The sequence below is a fragment of the Floridaenema evergladense BLCC-F167 genome (assembly GCF_041929205.2).
Taxonomy (GTDB): Bacteria; Cyanobacteriota; Cyanobacteriia; order Cyanobacteriales; family Aerosakkonemataceae; genus Floridanema; species Floridanema evergladense.
Genome location: NZ_CM171625.1, coordinates 1,730,292 through 1,750,653 on the forward strand (window position 1 = coordinate 1,730,292; position 20,362 = coordinate 1,750,653).

The 20,362-nt window shown below is 42.3% G+C and carries 18 protein-coding genes; 10 read left to right on the forward strand and 8 right to left on the reverse strand.

What is annotated here, in order from left to right; genetic code table 11:
- Positions 1–54: 54 nt before the first annotated feature.
- On the reverse strand, positions 55–1,956 hold the full coding sequence (ftsH, locus tag ACE1CA_RS08240) for an ATP-dependent zinc metalloprotease FtsH (RefSeq protein ID WP_459563576.1): 1,902 nt from the start codon (positions 1,954–1,956) through the stop codon (positions 55–57).
- Positions 1,957–2,337: 381 nt separating this feature from the next.
- Here ftsH and ACE1CA_RS08245 point away from each other — a divergent pair, with 381 nt between their 5' ends.
- Positions 2,338–2,676, forward strand: a complete 339-nt coding sequence (locus ACE1CA_RS08245; RefSeq protein WP_413276803.1) for a DUF433 domain-containing protein — start codon at positions 2,338–2,340, stop codon at positions 2,674–2,676.
- On the opposite strand, the gene ACE1CA_RS08250 is transcribed toward ACE1CA_RS08245, so the two are convergent.
- Both ACE1CA_RS08250 and ACE1CA_RS08255 read right to left on the reverse strand, forming a co-directional pair.
- Positions 2,673–3,419, reverse strand: a complete 747-nt coding sequence (locus ACE1CA_RS08250) for a transposase (protein ID WP_413276804.1) — start codon at positions 3,417–3,419, stop codon at positions 2,673–2,675. The two genes, ACE1CA_RS08245 and ACE1CA_RS08250, sit on opposite strands and share 4 nt — an antisense overlap.
- Positions 3,420–3,508: 89 nt before the next feature.
- Complete coding sequence (locus ACE1CA_RS08255) at positions 3,509–3,973, reverse strand: hypothetical protein (RefSeq protein ID WP_413276805.1); 465 nt, start codon at positions 3,971–3,973, stop codon at positions 3,509–3,511.
- Positions 3,974–4,757: 784 nt separating this feature from the next.
- Here ACE1CA_RS08255 and ACE1CA_RS08260 point away from each other — a divergent pair.
- Positions 4,758–5,384, forward strand: coding sequence for a DUF3038 domain-containing protein (locus ACE1CA_RS08260; RefSeq protein WP_459563579.1), 627 nt, complete (start codon positions 4,758–4,760; stop codon positions 5,382–5,384).
- An 82-nt stretch (positions 5,385–5,466) separates the two neighbouring features.
- Positions 5,467–6,798 (forward strand): DUF4335 domain-containing protein, encoded by a 1,332-nt coding sequence (locus tag ACE1CA_RS08265; protein WP_413276807.1) that lies wholly within the window; start codon positions 5,467–5,469, stop codon positions 6,796–6,798.
- A 174-nt stretch (positions 6,799–6,972) separates the two neighbouring features.
- On the opposite strand, the gene ACE1CA_RS08270 is transcribed toward ACE1CA_RS08265, so the two are convergent.
- The 4 genes from ACE1CA_RS08270 to bioB all read right to left on the reverse strand — a co-directional run bounded on the left by ACE1CA_RS08270 (position 6,973) and on the right by bioB (position 11,876).
- Positions 6,973–9,237, reverse strand: coding sequence for a transglycosylase domain-containing protein (locus ACE1CA_RS08270; protein ID WP_413276808.1), 2,265 nt, complete (start codon positions 9,235–9,237; stop codon positions 6,973–6,975).
- 311 nt (positions 9,238–9,548) lie between these two features.
- Complete coding sequence (lspA, locus tag ACE1CA_RS08275; RefSeq protein WP_413276809.1) at positions 9,549–10,037, reverse strand: signal peptidase II; 489 nt, start codon at positions 10,035–10,037, stop codon at positions 9,549–9,551.
- A 137-nt stretch (positions 10,038–10,174) separates the two neighbouring features.
- Entirely contained in the window at positions 10,175–10,762 is a 588-nt protein-coding gene (locus ACE1CA_RS08280) for a biotin transporter BioY (RefSeq protein WP_413276814.1), read from the reverse strand.
- 67 nt (positions 10,763–10,829) lie between these two features.
- On the reverse strand, positions 10,830–11,876 hold the full coding sequence (bioB, locus tag ACE1CA_RS08285) for a biotin synthase BioB (RefSeq protein WP_413276815.1): 1,047 nt from the start codon (positions 11,874–11,876) through the stop codon (positions 10,830–10,832).
- A 225-nt stretch (positions 11,877–12,101) separates the two neighbouring features.
- Here bioB and pstS point away from each other — a divergent pair, with 225 nt between their 5' ends.
- From pstS to psb27, 5 genes are all read left to right on the forward strand, one after another.
- Positions 12,102–13,424: a phosphate ABC transporter substrate-binding protein PstS gene (gene pstS, locus ACE1CA_RS08290; protein WP_413276810.1), complete on the forward strand. Its 1,323-nt coding sequence runs from the start codon at positions 12,102–12,104 to the stop codon at positions 13,422–13,424.
- A 156-nt stretch (positions 13,425–13,580) separates the two neighbouring features.
- Positions 13,581–14,549 carry a phosphate ABC transporter permease subunit PstC gene (gene pstC / locus ACE1CA_RS08295; protein ID WP_413276811.1) on the forward strand — a complete coding sequence of 323 codons (969 nt, stop codon included), beginning with the start codon at positions 13,581–13,583 and terminating at the stop codon, positions 14,547–14,549.
- Between the two features lie 79 nt (positions 14,550–14,628).
- Complete coding sequence (pstA, locus tag ACE1CA_RS08300; protein WP_413276812.1) at positions 14,629–15,552, forward strand: phosphate ABC transporter permease PstA; 924 nt, start codon at positions 14,629–14,631, stop codon at positions 15,550–15,552.
- 329 nt (positions 15,553–15,881) lie between these two features.
- Entirely contained in the window at positions 15,882–16,700 is an 819-nt protein-coding gene (gene pstB, locus ACE1CA_RS08305) for a phosphate ABC transporter ATP-binding protein PstB (protein ID WP_413276816.1), read from the forward strand.
- Between the two features lie 180 nt (positions 16,701–16,880).
- A complete protein-coding gene (gene psb27 / locus ACE1CA_RS08310; protein ID WP_413277621.1) occupies positions 16,881–17,276 on the forward strand; it encodes a photosystem II protein Psb27 in 396 nt (131 codons plus the stop codon).
- Positions 17,277–17,386: 110 nt separating this feature from the next.
- On the opposite strand, the gene ACE1CA_RS08315 is transcribed toward psb27, so the two are convergent.
- Positions 17,387–18,457 carry an adenosine deaminase gene (locus ACE1CA_RS08315; protein ID WP_413277620.1) on the reverse strand — a complete coding sequence of 357 codons (1,071 nt, stop codon included), beginning with the start codon at positions 18,455–18,457 and terminating at the stop codon, positions 17,387–17,389.
- A 170-nt stretch (positions 18,458–18,627) separates the two neighbouring features.
- On the opposite strand from ACE1CA_RS08315, the gene ACE1CA_RS08320 reads away from it, so the two are divergent.
- Both ACE1CA_RS08320 and ACE1CA_RS08325 read left to right on the forward strand, forming a co-directional pair.
- Positions 18,628–19,017 (forward strand): C6orf136 family protein, encoded by a 390-nt coding sequence (locus tag ACE1CA_RS08320; RefSeq protein ID WP_413277619.1) that lies wholly within the window; start codon positions 18,628–18,630, stop codon positions 19,015–19,017.
- 42 nt (positions 19,018–19,059) lie between these two features.
- Positions 19,060–20,241 carry a TRC40/GET3/ArsA family transport-energizing ATPase gene (locus ACE1CA_RS08325; protein WP_413277618.1) on the forward strand — a complete coding sequence of 394 codons (1,182 nt, stop codon included), beginning with the start codon at positions 19,060–19,062 and terminating at the stop codon, positions 20,239–20,241.
- Positions 20,242–20,362 lie beyond the last annotated feature (121 nt).

Genomic DNA, 20,362 nt, shown 5'->3' on the forward strand with positions numbered 1-20,362 from the left:
GGAAGTGATTTCCCCTCCCCGTTTACGGGGAGGGGATTAAGGGGTGGGGTTCAATTAAACCGATAACCAATCTTGCTTAAATTGTGATTCAGGTAATTGGGTATATTCAGAAACGATTTTTCGCAATTCTTCACCGTCAATGGTTTCCTTGTCAATTAACAAATCGACTAAGCGATCGATCAAAGTGCGATTTTCCCGAATAATCCGTTTTGCATCATCATAGCATTTTGACACGATCGATCTTACCTGATCATCGATATGAGCCGCGATCGCTTCCGAATACTCAGAACGATTGGCAAAATCACGACCTAAAAACACCTCATTACCCTGATTTTCCAAAGCTAATAAACCCAAATCAGACATTCCGAAACGAGTTACCATTTGCCTTGCTAAATTACTTACCTGTTCCAAATCACCACCTGCACCTGTGGTAATTTCCGCATCACCGAAAATCACCTCTTCCGCAGCACGACCACCCAAAGCATCGCAAATCATCCCAATTAACTGAGACTTAGAAATTAATCCCCGTTCTTCATTGGGAGTAAACCAAGTTAACCCCAAAGCTTGACCGCGAGGAATCAAAGTCACTTTTTCTACTGGGTCATGATTTTTAATTAATGTACCGACGATCGCGTGACCGACCTCATGATAAGCAATTAACCGCTTCTTCTTGCTATCCACCAAAGGCGTACCTTCCATTCCCGCAACTACCCGATCGACAGCATCGTTGATTTCCAGCATGGTAATTGCTTCTTTGCGCCGTCTCGCGGTCAAAATTGCCGCTTCATTGAGTAAATTGGCTAAATCTGCGCCTGTAAAACCGGGGGTTCTGCGGGCGATCGCTTCCAACGATACCTCATCCGACACCTTCTTATTCCGCGCATGGACTTTGAGGATTTCCAAACGACCCTTTAGGTCTGGTGCATCTACAATCACTTGTCTGTCGAAACGTCCCGGACGCAACAAAGCAGAATCGAGAACATCAGGACGGTTAGTAGCAGCAATAATAATAATTCCCGAATTCCCTTCAAACCCATCCATTTCGGTGAGTAACTGGTTTAAAGTTTGTTCTCTCTCATCATTTCCGCCACCAATCCCAGTTCCCCGCATTCTCCCGACCGCATCGATTTCATCGATAAATACTAAACAGGGAGCATTTTCCTTTGCTTTTTTAAACAAATCGCGGACGCGGGAAGCACCCACACCGACAAACATTTCCACAAACTCTGAACCGGAAATACTGAAGAAAGGAACTCCTGCTTCACCTGCGATCGCTCTAGCTAACAAAGTTTTTCCCGTTCCCGGAGGACCGATTAATAATACACCTTTAGGAATTTTCGCACCCACAGCCGTAAACCGTTCTGGCTGTTTCAAGAAAGTGACAACTTCTTGCAGTTCTTCTTTTGCTTCTTCAATACCTGCTACATCTTCAAACTTAATTCCAGTTTTCGCTTCCATTTGGAAACGCGCACGAGATTTTCCAAAATTCATTGCTTGATTGGAAGCATTAGCCGATCGCCTTACAATCATCAACAATCCTGAAATTATCAGGAGCACCAAGAGCAGATTAATTACAAAGCCCAAAGCTGCACTATTATCAGTTGTTGGTTGAACAGCAAACTGGACTCGCTTGGCACGCAACTTTTCAATCAACTCCCGATTATCCTCAAACAAATTCACCGTTGCTGGCGAACTTGTTTGATCCGCGCCCTGGAATTCCACCTTAGCTATGCGCTGCGTCGGATCGATATCAACTTTCGTAACTTTACCCGCATCTACTTTCTTCAGCAACTCATTGTAACTCATCGTTTCCTGCTGATCGGAAGAAGCTAGAACAGGGGGAACTCCTGGCAACGCACTCTGCAATAATAACCAACTAGCTGTAATTGCTCCCGTCAAAAACACATTTCTCTTCGGGTGCTGTCTGCTCGACTTTTTCATCCAGGAATTTTTCATAATGCGTTAGCCCTTTTGTTGCCGTGATTACCCAAGGGTAATTTAAGAAAAGACACTTCTTTCATCCAGTGTAGCTAAGCAGAGGTACTCCAGGTGTCAACACTATTCGGTTAAGCTAGTTATTAGCCCAGACGTTTTAGATCCCCCTATTGATCCCCCTCCCGTCCCCCTTAACAAGGGGGAAGCCAGAGGATGCTTAATCCGGTTCCCCCCTTGATCCCCCTCTCGTCCCCCTTAACAAGGGGGAAGCCAGAGGATGCTTCGCTGTTTATTTCATGGGGAACTTTAAATCCGGTTCCCCCCTTGGTAAGGGGGGTTAGGGGGGATCTAACCAACAATCTATGTAACTGTAACTAGCAACTTGAATTGCTAAATTGCCAAATGGTACTCGTTCCTACCTCCGAACCTCTTCCGCTGAAAACCGATCCAGATGGCACGATCCGCATCAACAAAACCCGCATCACTTTGGATACGGTTGTCACGGCTTTTCTTGAAGGCGCTATAGCTGAAGAAATTAGGGAACAGTACCCATCACTTCAACTTGCCGACATTTATTCGACGATCGGCTATTACTTACGCCACCAAGCTGAAATTGATGCTTATCTGCTAGAACGCCAACATTGTGCCGCTGAAGTTCGCCAAGAAGCTGAAAAACGATTTAACCCAGTGGGTAGGGTGCGCGATCGCTTATTAGCCAGCCGCAACCAAAGAAAGCGCTAAAGCGCAACTACGTACTTTTGCTGGTTGGCGCTGATAAATTGGCTGGCTGTTTCTTCTATTTGATTATCTCTCGGTTGCCATAATCTTGGTATGGTTTGTTCGCCGAAAGATTGCTGTTTTTTTGGTTTGATTTTTGGCAATAAAGGTAACATTTTACTTCCCCAAGCCGCTGGTTTTTTCGCTTTTGGTTGGGGTTTATATCTTTTGCAGAAACCGCGATATTTCTTGGCACATTCGTCTAAGGATTTACCCAAGGCTAGAAATGCTGGATGCCATTCGGTGATGCCGTCGGTGGTAAGTTGGTCGTAAGTTCCATAATTGGAAAAATCATAGAAAAAATTCGGTTTTATTCCCGCTGCTTTCGGGTTGCCGTGAATGTAACGCAGGGTGCAGAGAGCGCGTTTTTGGTCTTCTTTGGCAAAACCTGTACTGAAATAACGCCTTTCCCAAAAATGTCCCGTGCGGTTGAGCATTCGGTTGAAACACATAGCTGTGTACCAGTTCAGCCAGTGCATGATTTTTGGCAAGTCTTCGGGGGTGGCAGGTTCGAGGAGGTAGTGGACGTGGTTGGACATGATGCAAAGCGCATACAACCGGAAGCGATATTTCTGCAATGCCTTTTTCAGGGCAAACAGCAGCACTTCACGGCATTCTCTTTGGTGGAGTTTGAATTCGCGGTTATTGCAGCGGACGGTGATGTGGTAGCAGTAACCGGGTTGGATTTGGCGGCGTGGGCGGGGCATGGTGTCAGGTAACGAAAGAGGGAAAAAAGAACCCCAAGTCCTTGACAAAAGCCTTGGGGTATGTGATGATGAATTAATTCGAGAAGTAACTACCTCCATATGGCTGTCTTTATGGCTAATGGGGAATTTACTATTGCTCTCGCTATGCTGTCTTGATTTCCTGTTGCTGCTATTGTCGCAATCATTTCTTCTACCTCTACAAATTGCTCCGCAATCATTTCTTTCTCCCTTGCTACCATGACCATCTCATAGGCAACTCCCCAAGCATCGCGATTGGTTAACGTTTTTCCTTCTTGAAAGGTATTTTGCCACCACGTAGTCACTTTAGCCCCGTATGGCGTTGTTATAGTTGTCTCCTCGTTGGTCTCTTCATCTTTGATTGTTTGTGAGGAATTTAAGATGGTTATTCCCATTGTGGCTGCATCATTGAGGAATTTACCTGCCCCTTTAACATCATTGTTAAATAATTCTTTAGCTTGATTGTAAAATAATTCTTTAGCTGGTGATGCCGCGTCGTTTACTTGAATTACTTGAATTGTTTGTGTATCAGCCATTTCTTTTTCTCCTTATGTTTTTTTTCCTTTTCTCCACTTTATTTCTCTCTCTTTTTTTTTTCTTCAGTTAATATACGGGAATGTGGGAGAATATTGCCGTTTTCTACCCACTTCACAGAAAATTTAAGCTTATCTAACTAAAATGCAGCGCTTTAGCTTTCTCTCTCCCCCGCAAAGCTCTTTTCTTCATCGCAGCTTTACACAACCCACACACAGAAAAGCATGAGCAGAGGGACTAAAAATCAGAATTTCTACCAAACTACAGCTAAACTTCACAAACAAGTTAAGTATTTACACGGTAGACACAGAGATATCATTCCGAGTTTGATGTACGATCTGCTACTCAATACTGACAGTAGTAGATACCGGAGGGGCGATCTTATGCCCTGTCCCTACAATTTCCCTCAAGAAGGTAAGGATTTGCAGCCGAAAGAGGGGAGCATTCCAAATGTGTAAATTGCCCCTCAGACTGAAGTCTGGGGCTATACAAACCAAGTCCGCCTACGCGGACTTTTAGCCTGCGGAGGCAGGCTTTGTCTGTGTAGCCGCGATTTCTAATCGCCTGGTATTTTGGCTGGGGAAAATTTTGAGTTTTGAGTTTTGAGTTAGGAAGAAAGTGATGAGTTTTAAATTATCTCCCCTTGTCCCCAGTCCCCAGTCCCCAGTCCCCAGTCCCAAGTCCCCAGTCCCCAGTCCCCAGTCCCCAGTCCCCATTCAAAACCCAAAACTTTCTACAATAGGGTGCGATCTTATCTAGAATGGTTTTGCTATCGAGCCAATTAGAATCCAAATACAAGCAAGCCTAATGTATATAGATACCCCTACTGCTCAACCAACACCTTTAATATTGGAAAGCTTACCTGTTCCAGCTAATTTCGACGATCGCGAGTTTCCCAAACGCTCTCGGCAGCAAATAGACTTGATCTTACTGGTAATTGAAGCTCTCGATATTGGCGGTTCGGAAGCAATCCTCAGTGTAGCAAAAGAGCTAGAACTGGAAGGAATTATTAAAAATCGGGTAACATTGTGGCGACTGCGCTGCACTAACCCCATGCGGCGTTACAGCCAACGTTATGCTCTGAGTGTAGTCGAGGCTAAGGCTTTGGTGTCGATCGCCTGCAATTTAGCACGCCGGATGACAGTTCTGATTCGCCAGTTGTTACTGGCATATCAACAATTGTCGGAAAAACAATTGTCAGTAGAACATCATTTTCGCCTTTCTTACTTTTTGGAACGTTTCCGCAAACATTTTCGTAGTCGGATGAATCCCCGACGCTCTGGAGTGATAGCCTATAGTTCAGACGAAAAATTGAATGAATTAGCGATCGCTCTATTAGGACAGCTACTTTTTTGTACAGGTACTTCTGGAATGCAACGCTTTTGGATTAGTCTATTTGACGGGGAAATTTAATGTAAGATGGTTAATCCTGGAGACAGAGACAAACCCCCGACTGGAGTGAATCTAAAATCTAAAATCTAAAATCTAAAATCCCATGACGACGATCCAACGACAGTACAGCTTGCCTAATTGCACCCTGATCCTAGAAGGTTTGAGTGAAACCACTGGTGGTATCATTCAATCAGAGATGCGTCCAGTTTTATCAATTTTAGTCAATGCCGAATGTCGTTTAGCAGGTTATACTGGGCCTGCATTAAGTGGGGGAAGAGACTTTTTTGAAAGTTTGGTGACAGCGGTGAGTGACTACGCTCAAGAAATTTTAAGCGGTCTTCCCCATCAACATTTGGAAAATGGTCATGTACCTTTGGTGCAGTTGCGACGCAATGGACAAAATTTACATCGGTTAATTGTCCAACCCCATAATTTAAATGCTTTCTCTCATAGCGTGACTACACCTACAAAGGCGATCGAAATTGATTTATCAACGGTGCAATTGTTTGATTTAGTGGAAGCTGTAGATCAGTTTTTTGCTGATAGCCAAACTTTGCCTAGTTTGGGGTTAAAGTTAACGCCAGTGGAAAAACGCTTTGCTAAGTCGGATGAAGATTTAGTTAAACAAGCTGCACCCGCTGCTTTGGGTTTGTCTAGTTTAGCATTGGCTGCGATCGCACTCTTCTTCGTTCCCATCCCTGAAGTACAAAAACCCAGAGAACCTTTACCACAAAATAATTCTGGTCTTGTCTCCCCAAATTCTACTATCCCCGGACAACCCGCCCCCACTGAACCCCCCTTACCTCCTCAATCTAATTTAGGCGGACAAACTACTACGCCTCTAACTTCTTCTACCACCGAAGTTCCAGTTAATTCTCCCACAACACCTTTAGCTACACAAATTCCACCTTCTCCAGTTGCTACTTCCACACCTGTCACCACGCCGATACCACCAACAGAATCTAATTCAGTAGCTCAAACTCCTGTTCCTGTACCAACTATTCCACCAACTGAGTCAACTTTAGGACAAACTCCTGGGACTAATTTACCTCCTACTACTCCTGCTAATTTAAGCGGACAAACACCCACAAATTCGGGAGTAACTGTAGATAAAAATAATGAAATTGTAGATTCAACTTCTCTGAAATTTTTGAATCGTAGTCTTTACAACCAAATTGTCAAACAGAGAAGAGAAATTAGTAAATTCCCGGAAGAATTAGTTTATCGAGTTGCCATACGCCCAGATGGAACTGTGATTAACTATGAACCTCGCAATCAACCAGCACGAGATTATTTAAACCAAACTCCTCTGTCTAATTTGGGTGTTGCTAATGTTCCTAATTCTACTAGCGTAAATGAACCAGTTGCTTATTTTAAGGTGGTGTTTACTCCTAGAGGTGTATTGCAAGTTAGCCCTTGGCGAGGTTATCAGTAAAGCGAGTAGTAGAAATTACGGGATTGTACCCTAACTGTTTCTATATTTCATCAGATAGGATGGAAAAAAGAAAAACATGGGGGAAAAATTACTTTTACTTCTGAAGTTGGTAAAGGTACGGAATTTGCGATCGGACTTCCCATTAATTCTTCCACAAAAAAGGTCAAAGCACAATCACCGGATAATTTGGCGCATATAATTTCCCCAAAGTAAAGCTGCTTGAGCGCTACTTCCTCTAGTTGGCGAATTATTATCATTTCCCAACCAAACGCCAGTAACTAACCTTTGACTGGGAACATATCCCACAAACCACAAATCTCGGTTATCGCTATTCGTACCTGTTTTACCTGCTTCTTCTCCTAAACCCAAAGACGCATTTCTTCCCGTACCAAATCGTACCACTCCTCTTAATAAATCATTCATTTGCAGGGCAACTCTTGGGCGTAAAACTCTTTGGGAATTGGCATTTTTATCAGGATCGAAAGAATAGATTTCGGGGCAAGTTTTCAAATCTTTGATATTACGACAAAAACTACTATCAAGAATGCGAACAATAGCATGAGGACGATTCCATACACCGTTATTTGCGATCGCCCCAAAAGCACCAGTCATCTCTAAAGGATAAACTTCACTTTGTCCTAAAATTAACCCAGGTACAGGATTAAGTTTAGACTTAATTCCCATTCTTTCTGCCATTTGTACAACATTTTCTAAACCCACATCTTGCGCCACTCTCAAAGCAATTACATTTTCTGATTGGGCAATTCCATTGTACATATTTGCACTACCGCCCCCAGTTCTTTCGCAACCGGGATAACGTTGTCGCCAAACTAAAGGAGCACAAGAATAAGATTTATTAGGCGAAATTCCTCGATCTAAAGCTGCTGCATAAGTAAAAACTTTAAAAGTTGATGCTGCTTGTCTGTGTGCTATAGTTACTCGATTAAATTGACTTTGTTTGTAATCTAATCCCCCCACCATTGATAAAATTGCCCCTGTACTAGAATCAAGAGTAACGATCGCACCTTGGGAAAAACGGCTATTAGCACCAGCATTATTAATAGCACTTCGCAAAGCAGATTCCGCCTTAGATTGCATTCGCAAATTCAAAGCAGTTTCAATGATAAAATTCCCTTCCCTAGCAAGTTCTTCACCCAACAAAAACTGTAATTCCTCAAACACATAACTGTAAAAATAGGGAGAAATTGTATTAGCTTGTTCCTGACAAACTTTCGGATCGACTTCTAGAGGCGATCGTCTCGCTTTATTCGCCTCTTCCACAGTAATTTTACCTTGCTGCAACATCCGAGTAATCACCCCATTTCGCAAAGTAATTGCTCTTTCTCGCGCCTGACTATCGCCACAAGGATTAAAGTTATTTGGTGCAGGTAAATTACTCACCAAAGTTGCCGCTTCTGCTAAACTTATATCTTGCGCCGACTTACCAAAATAATACTCAGAAGCATCTTCAAAACCATAGCTATCGCCGCCTAAAAACACGCGATTTAAGTAAGTTAATAAAATCGCATCTTTACTGTAAAAGAACTCCAACTTTAAAGCCACAATTGCTTCCCGCAACTTGCGCCCCAAAGAATCTGCCGAACCGACATAATCGCGAAATAAACTGCGGGCTACCTGTTGGGTAATTGTACTACCACCTTGACGATCGCCACCTTTACTAATAATAAAAGTTGCCCTAGCAATCCCGATCGGATCTACCCCCAAATGCCAGTAAAAACGCTTATCTTCCGAAGCAACTACCGCCTTCGGTAAATAAGGAGAAAAATCACTTAATTTCTTAAACTCCACATGAGCATTATTACGTGGATTTCGCAAAGGAGTTTCATCACCCGCATAAACAATTACAGGCCCTCTGGTAGCACTTGGTAAAGGATGAACCGAGAATTTTTGCCATTCCAACAACACAGTAATTGCTAAAAGTGCGGTTAACCCAGTAATGCCATAAATACCCCAATTTATTGCTTTTTCATACCAATTTGGCGGATCGTAATATTGAATTCTCACCCCACCAGCTAATTCCCTTGGCCCTAAAGTTAAGATATCACCATGACGTAATTTTCGCGATGAAATTCGCTTTTGACCGCGATAAATTCCATTAGTCGAGTTTTCATCTTTAATTAAAAAAGTTTTCTGTCTGCGTCCGATGCGAGTCAAAGACAAATGAATTTGACTAACTACCGGATTACGCACCACGATATCGCAAGATTTAGAACTACGACCTAGTTTATAGCGATCGCCCAACAGCGGATAAACTTCAGCTTGATCGGCATCAGCATCCTGAACGCGCAATTCCGGTACCCTAGCATTCGGTTTCAACGCTAGTTTAGAAAAATTCACCTTCGCTTGTACCGTTTGCACTGCTTGGGTAATCGCACCCATAATCGTCGGGCGAGGTTTCTGCGGTTGAGGAGGAGTCATATCGTCTTCAGTTGAATACTCAGGGAACTAAGGACTGGGGTAGAGGAGATTCATCGATCGCCCCTACGATTGAGGACTAAGGGAACAAAGAACTTTGGATTTATTGGGAGAATAAATCGGCATTTTCCCTATTTTTTTATAATGAACCAAAGTTGAGGCAGCAGGGGAGAAGGGGAGCGATCGGAACAGGGAGGAAATAAAGATTACTTAAAGCTATTAATGTGACTAAAAAAGCAATTGCAGCGATCGAATTTATCTTGAATTAATCTCAGTGAAATTAATTCACAAAACCCAGGTACAAAGTTAACAAACTATTCCCCTCTACCCTTCTGTCTCTCCGATCCTTCCGAGTGAGATTTACGAAATATGGCAATAAATAGACAAGCAATTCCTATATTGATACAGACATCTGCCACATTAAAAACTGGAAAGCGAATTAATCTAAAATCGAAAAAATCCACCACATAACCAAAAACAAATCGATCGATTCCATTGCCAATAGCGCCCCCTAAAATAAAGCCATAACCCAATTGATCCCATAAAGGTAAAGGTGGCCCAAACCAAGCCATAGCCATTAAAGCTAAACTGACGAACAAAGATAGCCAACGCAACCAACTACCATCCTCACTAAACAAACTAAAAGCTGCACCAGTATTTCTCACGTAAGTAATATGAAAAACTCCCGACCATAAAGGCAAACTTTCATTCAATTGAAAGTTTTGTAATACCCAATATTTAGTAATTTGGTCGATCGCAATACACAGGAAGGCAGCAATCCAAAAAAAACGATTTTTAATCATTGTTCATTGGTTATTGGTCATTGGTCATTGGTCTTTAGTCGTTAGTCATTCGTTATTTGCGGATACGGTCTCAACTAGTCATTTTCCCTATGAGTTTCTAGCAAAAATACAAATGATAAATGACGAATGACTACTGACTAGTAAAACATAATACGTCTGAGGATAAAAGCTAACACTGTAGCTGCACAAACAAGAGCTAATTGTCCGGGGATGGGGTCTAAAGAATACTTTTGAATATCTGGAACTATGGGAGAACTAATTTCTGTACTCGCCAAAATTATGTAGTGATTAGCAACTAAATAACCAATACCTACTAAATGAATCACCAACAAACCGCAAAGGCAGCTAAAGGCTAAAGATTCTAATTTCGGTGGTTGACGAAATGCTAAATAACCACATATCCAAGCACCAGGAATAAATCCTAACAAATAGCCAAAACTAGGTAATTTGAGATAGGCAATTCCCCCGCCTTGGGAAAACACAGGCAACCAAGTTAAACCCAATGCTAGATAAGCAATTTGGGAAAGGGCACCTGCATTTTTGCCCCCAAGACAACCTACTAATAGTACTGCACCAATTTGATAAGTGACTCCTAAAGAGTGAATGGGAATTCCCGACTCACTCCAGTGCCAAGGTAAAGCAGTTACAGATGCTTCTAAAAAGGTGCCACCAATGGTAAGCAGTAAACCAATGAAGGCCCACAAAAATTCAGTGGGAGAAAACACAACTATTGGTAATTGGTAATGGGTAATTGGTAATGGGTTGGTAATAGTTCGTTGAGTTATTTTTGAACTACGAATTTTGGGGAATTGGTGCTTCACCGCCTTGCAGTCCTAGTTTTTCTAACATGGCATGGTCTTGTTGTGGGGGTTGTCCCATTGTGGTTAAATAATGTCCAATTAACATGGCATTAATTCCGGCTTTTAATCCCATTGCTTGCAGTTCTCCCATCACGGCTTCTCTTCCCCCAGCGTAGCGGAGAATCTGTTCTGGTAAAATCATACGAAAGATAGCGATCGCCTTTAGTGCTTCCATAGGATCTAGTTTAGTGCGATCGCCCAATGGTGTCCCCGCTCTCGGATTTAACAAATTAATCGGCACCGATTCAACTTGTAATTCCCGCAAAGCTAAAGCCAAATCTACCCTATCTTCCCAACTTTCACCCATACCAATAATTCCACCTGTACAAGCTTGAATTCCCGCTGCTTTCAGGTTTTTTACCGTCTCCACTCTGTCTTGCCAAGTGTGAGTAGTGACAATTTGCGAATAAAAGTTTTCTGACGCTTCTAAATTATGGTTGTAGCGAGTTACACCTGCCTCTTTCAGTGCTTGAGCTTGTTCTGCGGTCACTTCTCCCAAAGCACAGCAAGGTTTAATATCAGTTTCGACAATAATTTGCCGCACTGTTTCTAAAATGTTTTCAAATTCCGTTGATTTTGGGCTGTTATATTTAATTCCTCTACCCTGACTAACCAAACAAAATCTTTTTGCACCAGCTGCTTGGGCTGCTTTTGCTTGCTCTAAAATCTCCTCTTTAGACTTCAAACCATACACAGGCGAATCATTACCGGGATGATGAACAGATTGAGAACAAAAACCACAATTTTCGGAACAATTGCCCGATTTAATATTAACAATGCTGCATAAATCTACTATATTACCACAGCAAGCTTGACGCACTTGGTCAGCGGCAGCACACAATAACAAAATATTTTCTTCACCTTCAATTTGGGTGAGAGCGATCGCTTCAGACCGACTCAGCCTTTTCCCAGCTATAATTTCCTCACTCAGCCTTTGTAACCATTCTTGCAGTTCCTCAACATTAGAATCTTCATTCACCGCAGAATAATCAAAAGTTAATAACGGCGTTTCTCTCACACTTAACCCTCTATTACTAAAAAGTTAGTTTACTCCACAGGTATCATCTCACGACTTAAGCAATAACAACTGCTTTCACTCTCTACTCACCCAATAGGAGGAATCTTTACTGTTAACCTTATCTTTACCATAAAGAGCTATGCTGCAAGGGGTTTTTAACAAAAAAAGCTAAAACTTCACAACACAATGATTTTTCGTCTTACACTCACCAATCCCAAAACTATAGCTGCTGCCATTTCTGGCGTAGCTCTCACCATCAGCTTAGGTGCTTGTGGTCCCTCACAAACCACACCAACAGCCACCGAAACTCCTGCTGCTCCTGGCGCTAGTCCAGCAGTAGCACCCGGAACTCCCACACCTGCTACATCCAGACTCGACTTAACCCAAAACGTACTACTCTCCGGTGCAGGTGCATCCTTCCCCGCACCCTTGTATCAACGTTGGTTTGCAGAATTCAATAAAATCAATCCCAAAGCCAGAATCAACTACCAGTCAGTTGGAAGCGGCGCAGGTGTCCAACAGTTTATTCAAAAAACAGTAGACTTCGGCGCTAGCGATGTCGCCATGACCGACGAAGAACTGGCAAAAGTTCCAGGCGCACTCATGCTACCAGTAACAGCAGGTGGCATTGTCTTAGCCTACAACGTACCCGGAGTAGAAAACGTAAAACTATCCCGAAATGTTTTAGTAGACATCTTTTTGGGGAATATCAAGACTTGGAATGACCCCAAAATTGCCGAAGCTAACCCTGGTGTAAACCTACCTAACACACCGATCACAGTAGTTTATCGTGCTGATGGTAGCGGAACCACAGGCATATTCACCAAATACTTGAGCGCCATTAGTTCCACTTGGAAATCGAAAGTCGGAGACGGTAAAACTGTATCTTGGCCCACAGGTGTAGGTGCCAAAGGTAACGAAGGTGTGACCGCTCAAATAACCCAGACAACAGGCTCTATTGGTTACATCGAATACGGTTACGCCAAACAACAAAACATCAAATTCGCCACTTTAGAAAATAAAGCAGGCAACTACGTTACTTACAACGAACAAACAGCTTCTAGCGCTTTAGACTCAGTACAACTACCAGAAAACTTGCGAGCCTTCATTGTTGACCCAGAAGGTACAGACTCTTACCCCATTGTCAGTTATACCTGGTTGCTAGTCTATCCGAAATATCAAGATGCAGCCAAAGGCAAAGTCATGGAAGCGGTAGTAGAATACGCCTTGACAGAAGGACAAAAAATTGCTCCTGAGTTAGGTTATATCGCTCTGCCACCGAAAGTTGCTTCCAAAGTAGCTACCGTTGCTCAATCAATTAGCCCAGATTACAACATTGCAGTCGCTCCTCCTGGGGGAACTCCTGATACAACTGCTGCTAGTCCAGATGCCACAACTCCCGGCGCAGCTACTACCACTCCTGATGCCACAACTCCAGGTGCCACAACTCCCGGCGGTACAACTACCACCACTCCAGGTGCAACTCCCTCGCCAGCTACTACTCCTTAGTGACAAAAGTTACTAACAATCAATTTTGTTAGCAAAATCAGTCTAAGGTGAAGGTAGTTAAATTGCCCTTAACAGCATTATTAAAAAAAATGCTGCATTAAGTTAGTTCGCTCTCTCATCTCTCTATATTTTTATAAACCTTTCGTTAGCGCAATCATGAGTAGCACAGGAGCAAGGGAATTTGAAGGTTCCAGTATTACTATCTTTCAACCACCTACAGAGGTGGATAAAACCCTAGATACTGGATTTGTTTGGTTAACTCGAATATTTGCTTTAGGTATCGCATTTTTACTGTTATTGATAGCACTTCAGGTAGCTAGTCAAGCTTTACCTGCAATGCAAGCTTTTGGATTGGGATTCATTTTTCAAAGTGCTTGGAACCCAGTCACAAATCAGTTTGGGGTATTACCTCAAATTTACGGAACTCTAGTGACTTCTTTCATTGCTTTGCTGATAGCGGTGCCAGTTGGAGTCGGTACAGCAGTAATTTTGAGTGAGAACTTTTTGCCAATGAAAGTTCGCACAATTTTAGTATTTTTGGTTGAACTACTAGCAGCAATTCCTAGTGTGGTTTATGGAATTTGGGGGATTTTTGTGGTAATTCCCTTGCTGCGAGAGACTTTAGGTACATGGCTAAATAGTTGGTTTGGTTGGTTTCCTTTGTTTAGCACTCCTTTAACAGGCCCAGGTATTTTACCTGCGTCTTTGGTATTATCAATTATGATTTTGCCAATCATTACCGCTATCTCCCGTGATGCTTTAACTTCTCTACCTCCTGATTTACGCCAAGCGTCTCTGGGCTTAGGTGCTACTAGATGGGAAACTATTCTTCAAGTACTGATTCCGGCAGCAATTTCTGGGATTGTTGGGGGCGTGATGTTGGCTTTAGGTCGGGCTATGGGAGAAACAATGGCAATCACCATGTTGATTGGTAATGCTAATACGATTAATGTTTCTTTGTTAGCGCCAGGAAATACTATTGCTTCTCTGTTGGCTAGTCAATTTGCTGAAGCTAGTGGCTTGCAAGTTTCAGCTTTACTTTACGCGGCTTTGGTACTGTTTGTTTTGACTTTGATTGTCAATATTTTAGCTGATTTGATTGTCCAAAGAGTGAAGCGAATTTAGTTTTGGTTGCTGATTTAATGAGAGATTGAACTACTCAAGAACGTTGAAGGAATTGCGGCAAATTTAGAGATTGAAATTTATGACTCACAGTAACCCAGAGTTTGATGGCAGCAGAGGTTTTGATAGTAGTGGTTTAGTACGTGCCAATTTTTCTCCCCGGACTTTGTTTAATAATATTATGACTGGGGTGGCATTTATTCTTGCTGCTATGGCAGTTATTCCTTTGTTTGCTGTACTTATTTATGTAACTTTCCAAGGCATAAGTAGTATCAGCCCTAGTGTATTTGTAGAATTGCCGCCGCCACCAATGGTAGAAGGGGGAGGTTTTGGAAATGCAATTCTTGGCACAATTACTATGGTGGGAATTGGGGCGCTAATTAGTGTCCCTTTTGGTGTTATGGCATCTATTTATTTGACGGAGTTTAGTACTGGAAAAATTTCCCGTTGGGTAAGATTTGCGACTAATATTCTCAGTGGTGTGCCTTCGATTATTGCTGGGGTGTTTGCTTACGCTGCTGTGGTTTTGACTTTTACAAGATTCGGGTGGGGTTCTTATTCTCCCATTGCGGGTGGTATTGCTTTGTCTGTGTTAATGTTGCCGATTATTGTCAGAACTACAGATGAAGCTTTGCAGTTGGTGCCAAAAGATGTGCGCCAAGCTTCTGTAGGTTTGGGGGCTACGAAGTTTCAAACGGTTTGGGGTGTGGTGTTGCCAGCAGCGGTTCCGGCAATTGTGACAGGAACTACATTGGCTGTGGCTCGTGCGGCTGGTGAAACTGCGCCTTTGCTGTTTACGGCTTTGTTTTCGCAATTTTGGCCGCAATTTTGGCCGCCACAGGCTTTTTTGCAACCAACTGCTTCTTTGGCGGTGCTAGTGTATAATTTTGCGATCGTACCTTTCAAAAATCAACAGCAATTGGCTTGGGCGGCTTCTCTAATTCTGGTGCTACTGGTGTTAATTACTAGTATCATCACTCGCTACGTTACTAGTCGGAAAGCTTAAGCTAATAATGTTTGATAGGCTAAACAATAGCAGCTAGGAGGAAACAGAGCCACAAGGTAAAATATCACCAATAACACTAATATTGATATTGGGTGTCGGTAATCTCTCTGAAGATATAGGTGAAGAAACTTTGAGTTAAGTAACGATAGGTAAAAACTCACCAAAAATACTCTGCGTTGTAGTTTTAGCTTCTTGGCTGACGAGTAGACAAGGGGCATAATAGTTGAAAAATCAATGATTCATTGCTAAAAAAGGAAAAACGCAGAGTTAATTATTCCCAGGTCAAAAAAATAGTATTTTACGAATTTCCCAAACCAAAATAGGTGAATATGCGCTCTAATCCCAAAAATGATTCCCAAACGACTCAATCCACTAACACCGTTTTTCAGGTGCGTAATGCCAATATCTTTTACGGCAGTTTCTTGGCAGTACGAGATGTGGTAATGGATATTCCCAGAAATCAGATTACGGCTTTTATTGGCCCTTCTGGTTGTGGTAAAAGTACGTTGCTGCGCTGCTTTAATCGACTGAATGATTTGATTGATAGTTTCCGATTGGAGGGAGATGTCAGTTACAATGGCAGGAATCTTTACGATGCGAATATTGACCCGGTAGAAGTGCGTCGTCGGATTGGGATGGTGTTTCAAAAAGCTAATCCTTTCCCGAAATCAATTTATGACAATATTGCCTTTGGGCCTCGGTTGAACAAGTATAAAGGTGATATGGATGAGTTGGTGGAACGATCGCTCAGAGGTGCCGCTTTGTGGGATGAAGTGAAAGATAAATTGAAACAAAGTGGTTTATCTCTATCTGGGGGTCAACAACAACGTTTGTGTATTGCGCGGGCGATCGCAGTTCAACCAGAAGTTATTCTAATGGATGAACCTTGCTCGGCACTTGACCCGATTTCTACCTTGCGGGTGGAAGATTTGCTCCATGAATTAAAACAGCAATATACCATCATCATCGTTACCCATAATATGCAGCAAGCGTCACGGGTGAGCGATCGAACTGCCTTTTTCAACGTGCAACTTTCCGAAAAAGGTGGACGCACAGGTTATTTGGTTGAATACGACAATACGGAATCTATTTTCCAAAGTCCCAAAGAAGAATCTACCCGCGAATACGTAAGCGGACGTTTCGGTTAATTCTTAGAAGGCAGAAGGCAAAAATTGTTCTTTTGTAAGTTGTTGCGCTTTAGCGCTCTTATCTTGGTATTAAGAGCGCTAAAGCGCAACAACGTGCTTGGGGTAAATGGGAAAAATTTCAGCTAAAGTACTCATTTCAAGATAGGATGAAGCATGGCTAGTCATCTGTGAAAAAGACTTATGAAGCGATATTTGTCCCGTCTGTTTGCCTTACTTTTAGTTGTTACCATTGGTTTGGTAGGTTGTTCCACCCCATCAGGTTTAACTGGTAAATATAGTCAAGATACCTTGGATGTAGTAGCTAGTTTGCGAAATGCGATCGAGCTACCCAATGATGCACCAGAAAAAGCCACAGCACAAGCCGCCGCCAAGAAAAAAATTAATGATTTTGCAGCACTTTACTGGCGGGATAGTTCTTTAAAAAATTTGCGCTCTTTCACCACCATGCGAACTGCATTGAACGCTTTGGGTTCACACTACGCATCATACCCCAATCGTCCGGTTCCCGAAAAGTTGAAAAAGCGTTTAGAAGTTGAGTTTAAACAAATTGAAACTGCAATTAATCAAGGAGCTTAAAATTTAGATTTAAGATTTTCCTAAAAAAAAGAATTCAAGAAACAAAAGCTGGAAAAAATTCCTCAACTGAGTTTCTGAATTCTATTTTTCGGATTAAATTTTACCTAGTTTTAGTTTCTGTTGACTAATTGCAGTTCTTTCAAATCAACATCTGCCAAATCTGGGGTTGCGGTTTGAAACAGTCCGTTTAATAATAAGGCTGGTGGCTGTTCGTAAGGCCAAGCAAAAGCATGACGAAAAGCAGCATCTTGACAAGCTTGCAATTCTGCAAAACCGATGATGTCGTAGGTTAGCAAGTTTTCATATTCAAAGGGTAAACGGACATTATGCAACCCGGCGTTATCGGTGCAAATGGCGATGTCTACACCTGCGGCGAAACAGCGATCGAAAACTACTTTTAGTTGGCGAATATCTTCTAAGTTGCCAGTTTTTAAGTAAGTAGTGGGACAAACTTCCAAACAAGTACCCGCACTTGCTAACTCACCCAGAAGTTCGGGACATCGTAAGGGAATTTGAATTCCATGTCCGATTCGCATTAAATAAGGTAAAAGTTCGGGATAACAACCTTCTTTAGTTTCGTAAAGGTGTCCGGTGGTGTTTAAACCGAGCGATCGCGCATAAGCGTATAATTCGATAAACTCGTCTAAGCGATCGGCATAATGAGCGTCACCACCTGCTAAGTCTACAGCGCAAACATATTGCCGTTTTTGTGCTGCTAACTCTACGATCGCCTTATTCACCTCATAAGGAAGTCGCGAGTGCATACACAAAATCTGACTTGTGACGATCGGATATTCCTTCACCTGACTAGCAATACCCACAATATCCACAATATCAGCCATTTGGTCAATTCTTTGCCTCTGACTTAGTTTGTCAGAAGTCCGCAAAAAAGGAGTATAACGTAACTCTAAATAAGCCAAATTTTCAAAAATATAAGCACCACGAATCAGACGATAAATAAAGTAAGGCAAAGTATCCTTAGTTTGTACGCTTTCCACAAGAGTATGCAGTTCCAAATACTCATCTAGCGTATTCCGAGGTTTAGTGTAAAACTCCTCAAACTCAGAATACTCAGGAAAACGAGTCGCCAAATCAGCATCGCTGCGTTGGAAATAGCGCCAAAGAACCCGGGGGACAACCGATCCGCCTAAGTGACGGTGTAATTCTGCATACAGAGCCACAGTAACCTCTTTTTTTTGATATAGATGACATAGAAACTAGTTATTATTCCAATTATTAACAAATATTTCGACTTTGAACGGGCGGTATCCAGTAATTTTGCGGTTGATTGGAAAATAGAGTAAGAATACCTAGAAAAATAGTAATAATACCTAGAAAATTTGACTCTGCAATGGACATTATCGAAATTTTGCGCCAAGACTACCAAAAATTTCCCTTAGACCAGACTTACAGTATTTATGCGGAAGAAGTTTACTTTCAAGACCCGATGAATCAGTTTCGGGGAATCAAGCGGTATCAGCAAATGATTGGCTTTATCCGCACTTGGTTTATTCAGCCGCAACTTGATTTACATGAGATTAGCCGTAAGGGAGATGCGATCGAAACTCGTTGGACGTTAAGCTGGACTACTCCATTACCTTGGAAACCTCGGATTAGCATTTCTGGGTGGAGTGAATTAAAGCTGAACTCCGATGGTTTAATTGTCTCCCATATCGACTATTGGAACTGTTCGCGGTTAGATGTCCTCAAACAGCACCTATTTCTGCCCCATAATCGATAAAGTAAATAAATGTAAACAATTCTCAGGCAACAGAGGAAAATTATGCGTTTAATTCTCATGACTGGAAAGGGAGGCGTGGGAAAAACCTCCGTCGCCGCTGCTACTGGACTGCGTTGTGCGGAACTCGGCTATCGGACTTTGGTTTTAAGCACTGACCCCGCACACTCCTTAGCAGATAGCTTTGATATGGAATTAGCACATGAACCTAAAGCAGTGCGTCCTAATTTATGGGGTGCGGAACTGGATGCTTTAGTGGAATTGGAACAAAACTGGGGTGCAGTGAAGCGTTACATCACGCAGGTTTTACAAGCGAGGGGTTTGGAGGGGGTGCAAGCGGAAGAATTGGCAATTTTACCGGGGATGGATGAAATCTTCGGTTTGGTGAGGATGAAACGCCACTACGATGAGGGTGATTTCGATGTATTAATTATTGACTCTGCACCCACTGGGACTGCGCTACGATTACTGAGTTTGCCGGAAGTTAGTGGCTGGTATATGCGCCGTTTTTACAAACCTTTGCAGGGGATTTCGGTTGCACTCAGACCTTTGGTTGAGCCAATTTTTCGCCCGATCGCAGGCTTTTCTTTACCTGATAAAGAAGTAATGGACGCGCCCTACGAATTTTATCAGCAAATCGAAGCACTAGAAAAGATCTTAGTTGATAATAACCAAACTTCTGTGCGCTTAGTAACAAATCCCGAAAAAATGGTGATTAAGGAATCCCTACGCGCCCATGCTTACTTAAGTTTGTACAATGTTTCTACAGATTTAATAATTGCTAATCGCATTCTTCCCAGTGAAGTGCAAGATCCATTTTTCCAAAGGTGGAAGGAAAACCAACAACAATATCGTCAGGAAATCCACGAAAATTTCCATCCTTTACCTGTGAAAGAAGTGCCGTTATTTTCAGAAGAAATGTGCGGTTTAGCAGCTTTGGAAAGATTGAAAGATACGTTGTATAAAGATGAAGACCCAGCCCAGGTTTATTACCAGGAAACAACAGTTAAAGTTGTCCAAGACCGAAATCGATATACTTTAGAATTGTACTTACCGGGAATTGCCAAAGACCAAGTACAATTAAGTAAAACCGGAGATGAACTAAATATTCGTATTGGCAATCATCGCCGTAATTTAGTCTTACCTCAAGCTTTAGCAACTTTACAACCTTCTGGAGCCACAATGGAAGAGGATTATCTAAAAATTAAATTTGTGGAAGCAGCTTAGTTGCTGATAGACAAGAAGTTTAGACTACAAAAGGGAAAAGTAACTTCAGCTTAAACTGCTGTTAATAAAGCTCTGCTTTAATCAAATATAGACCTTGCCCAGTTCTCTTCCGAATAAGGGG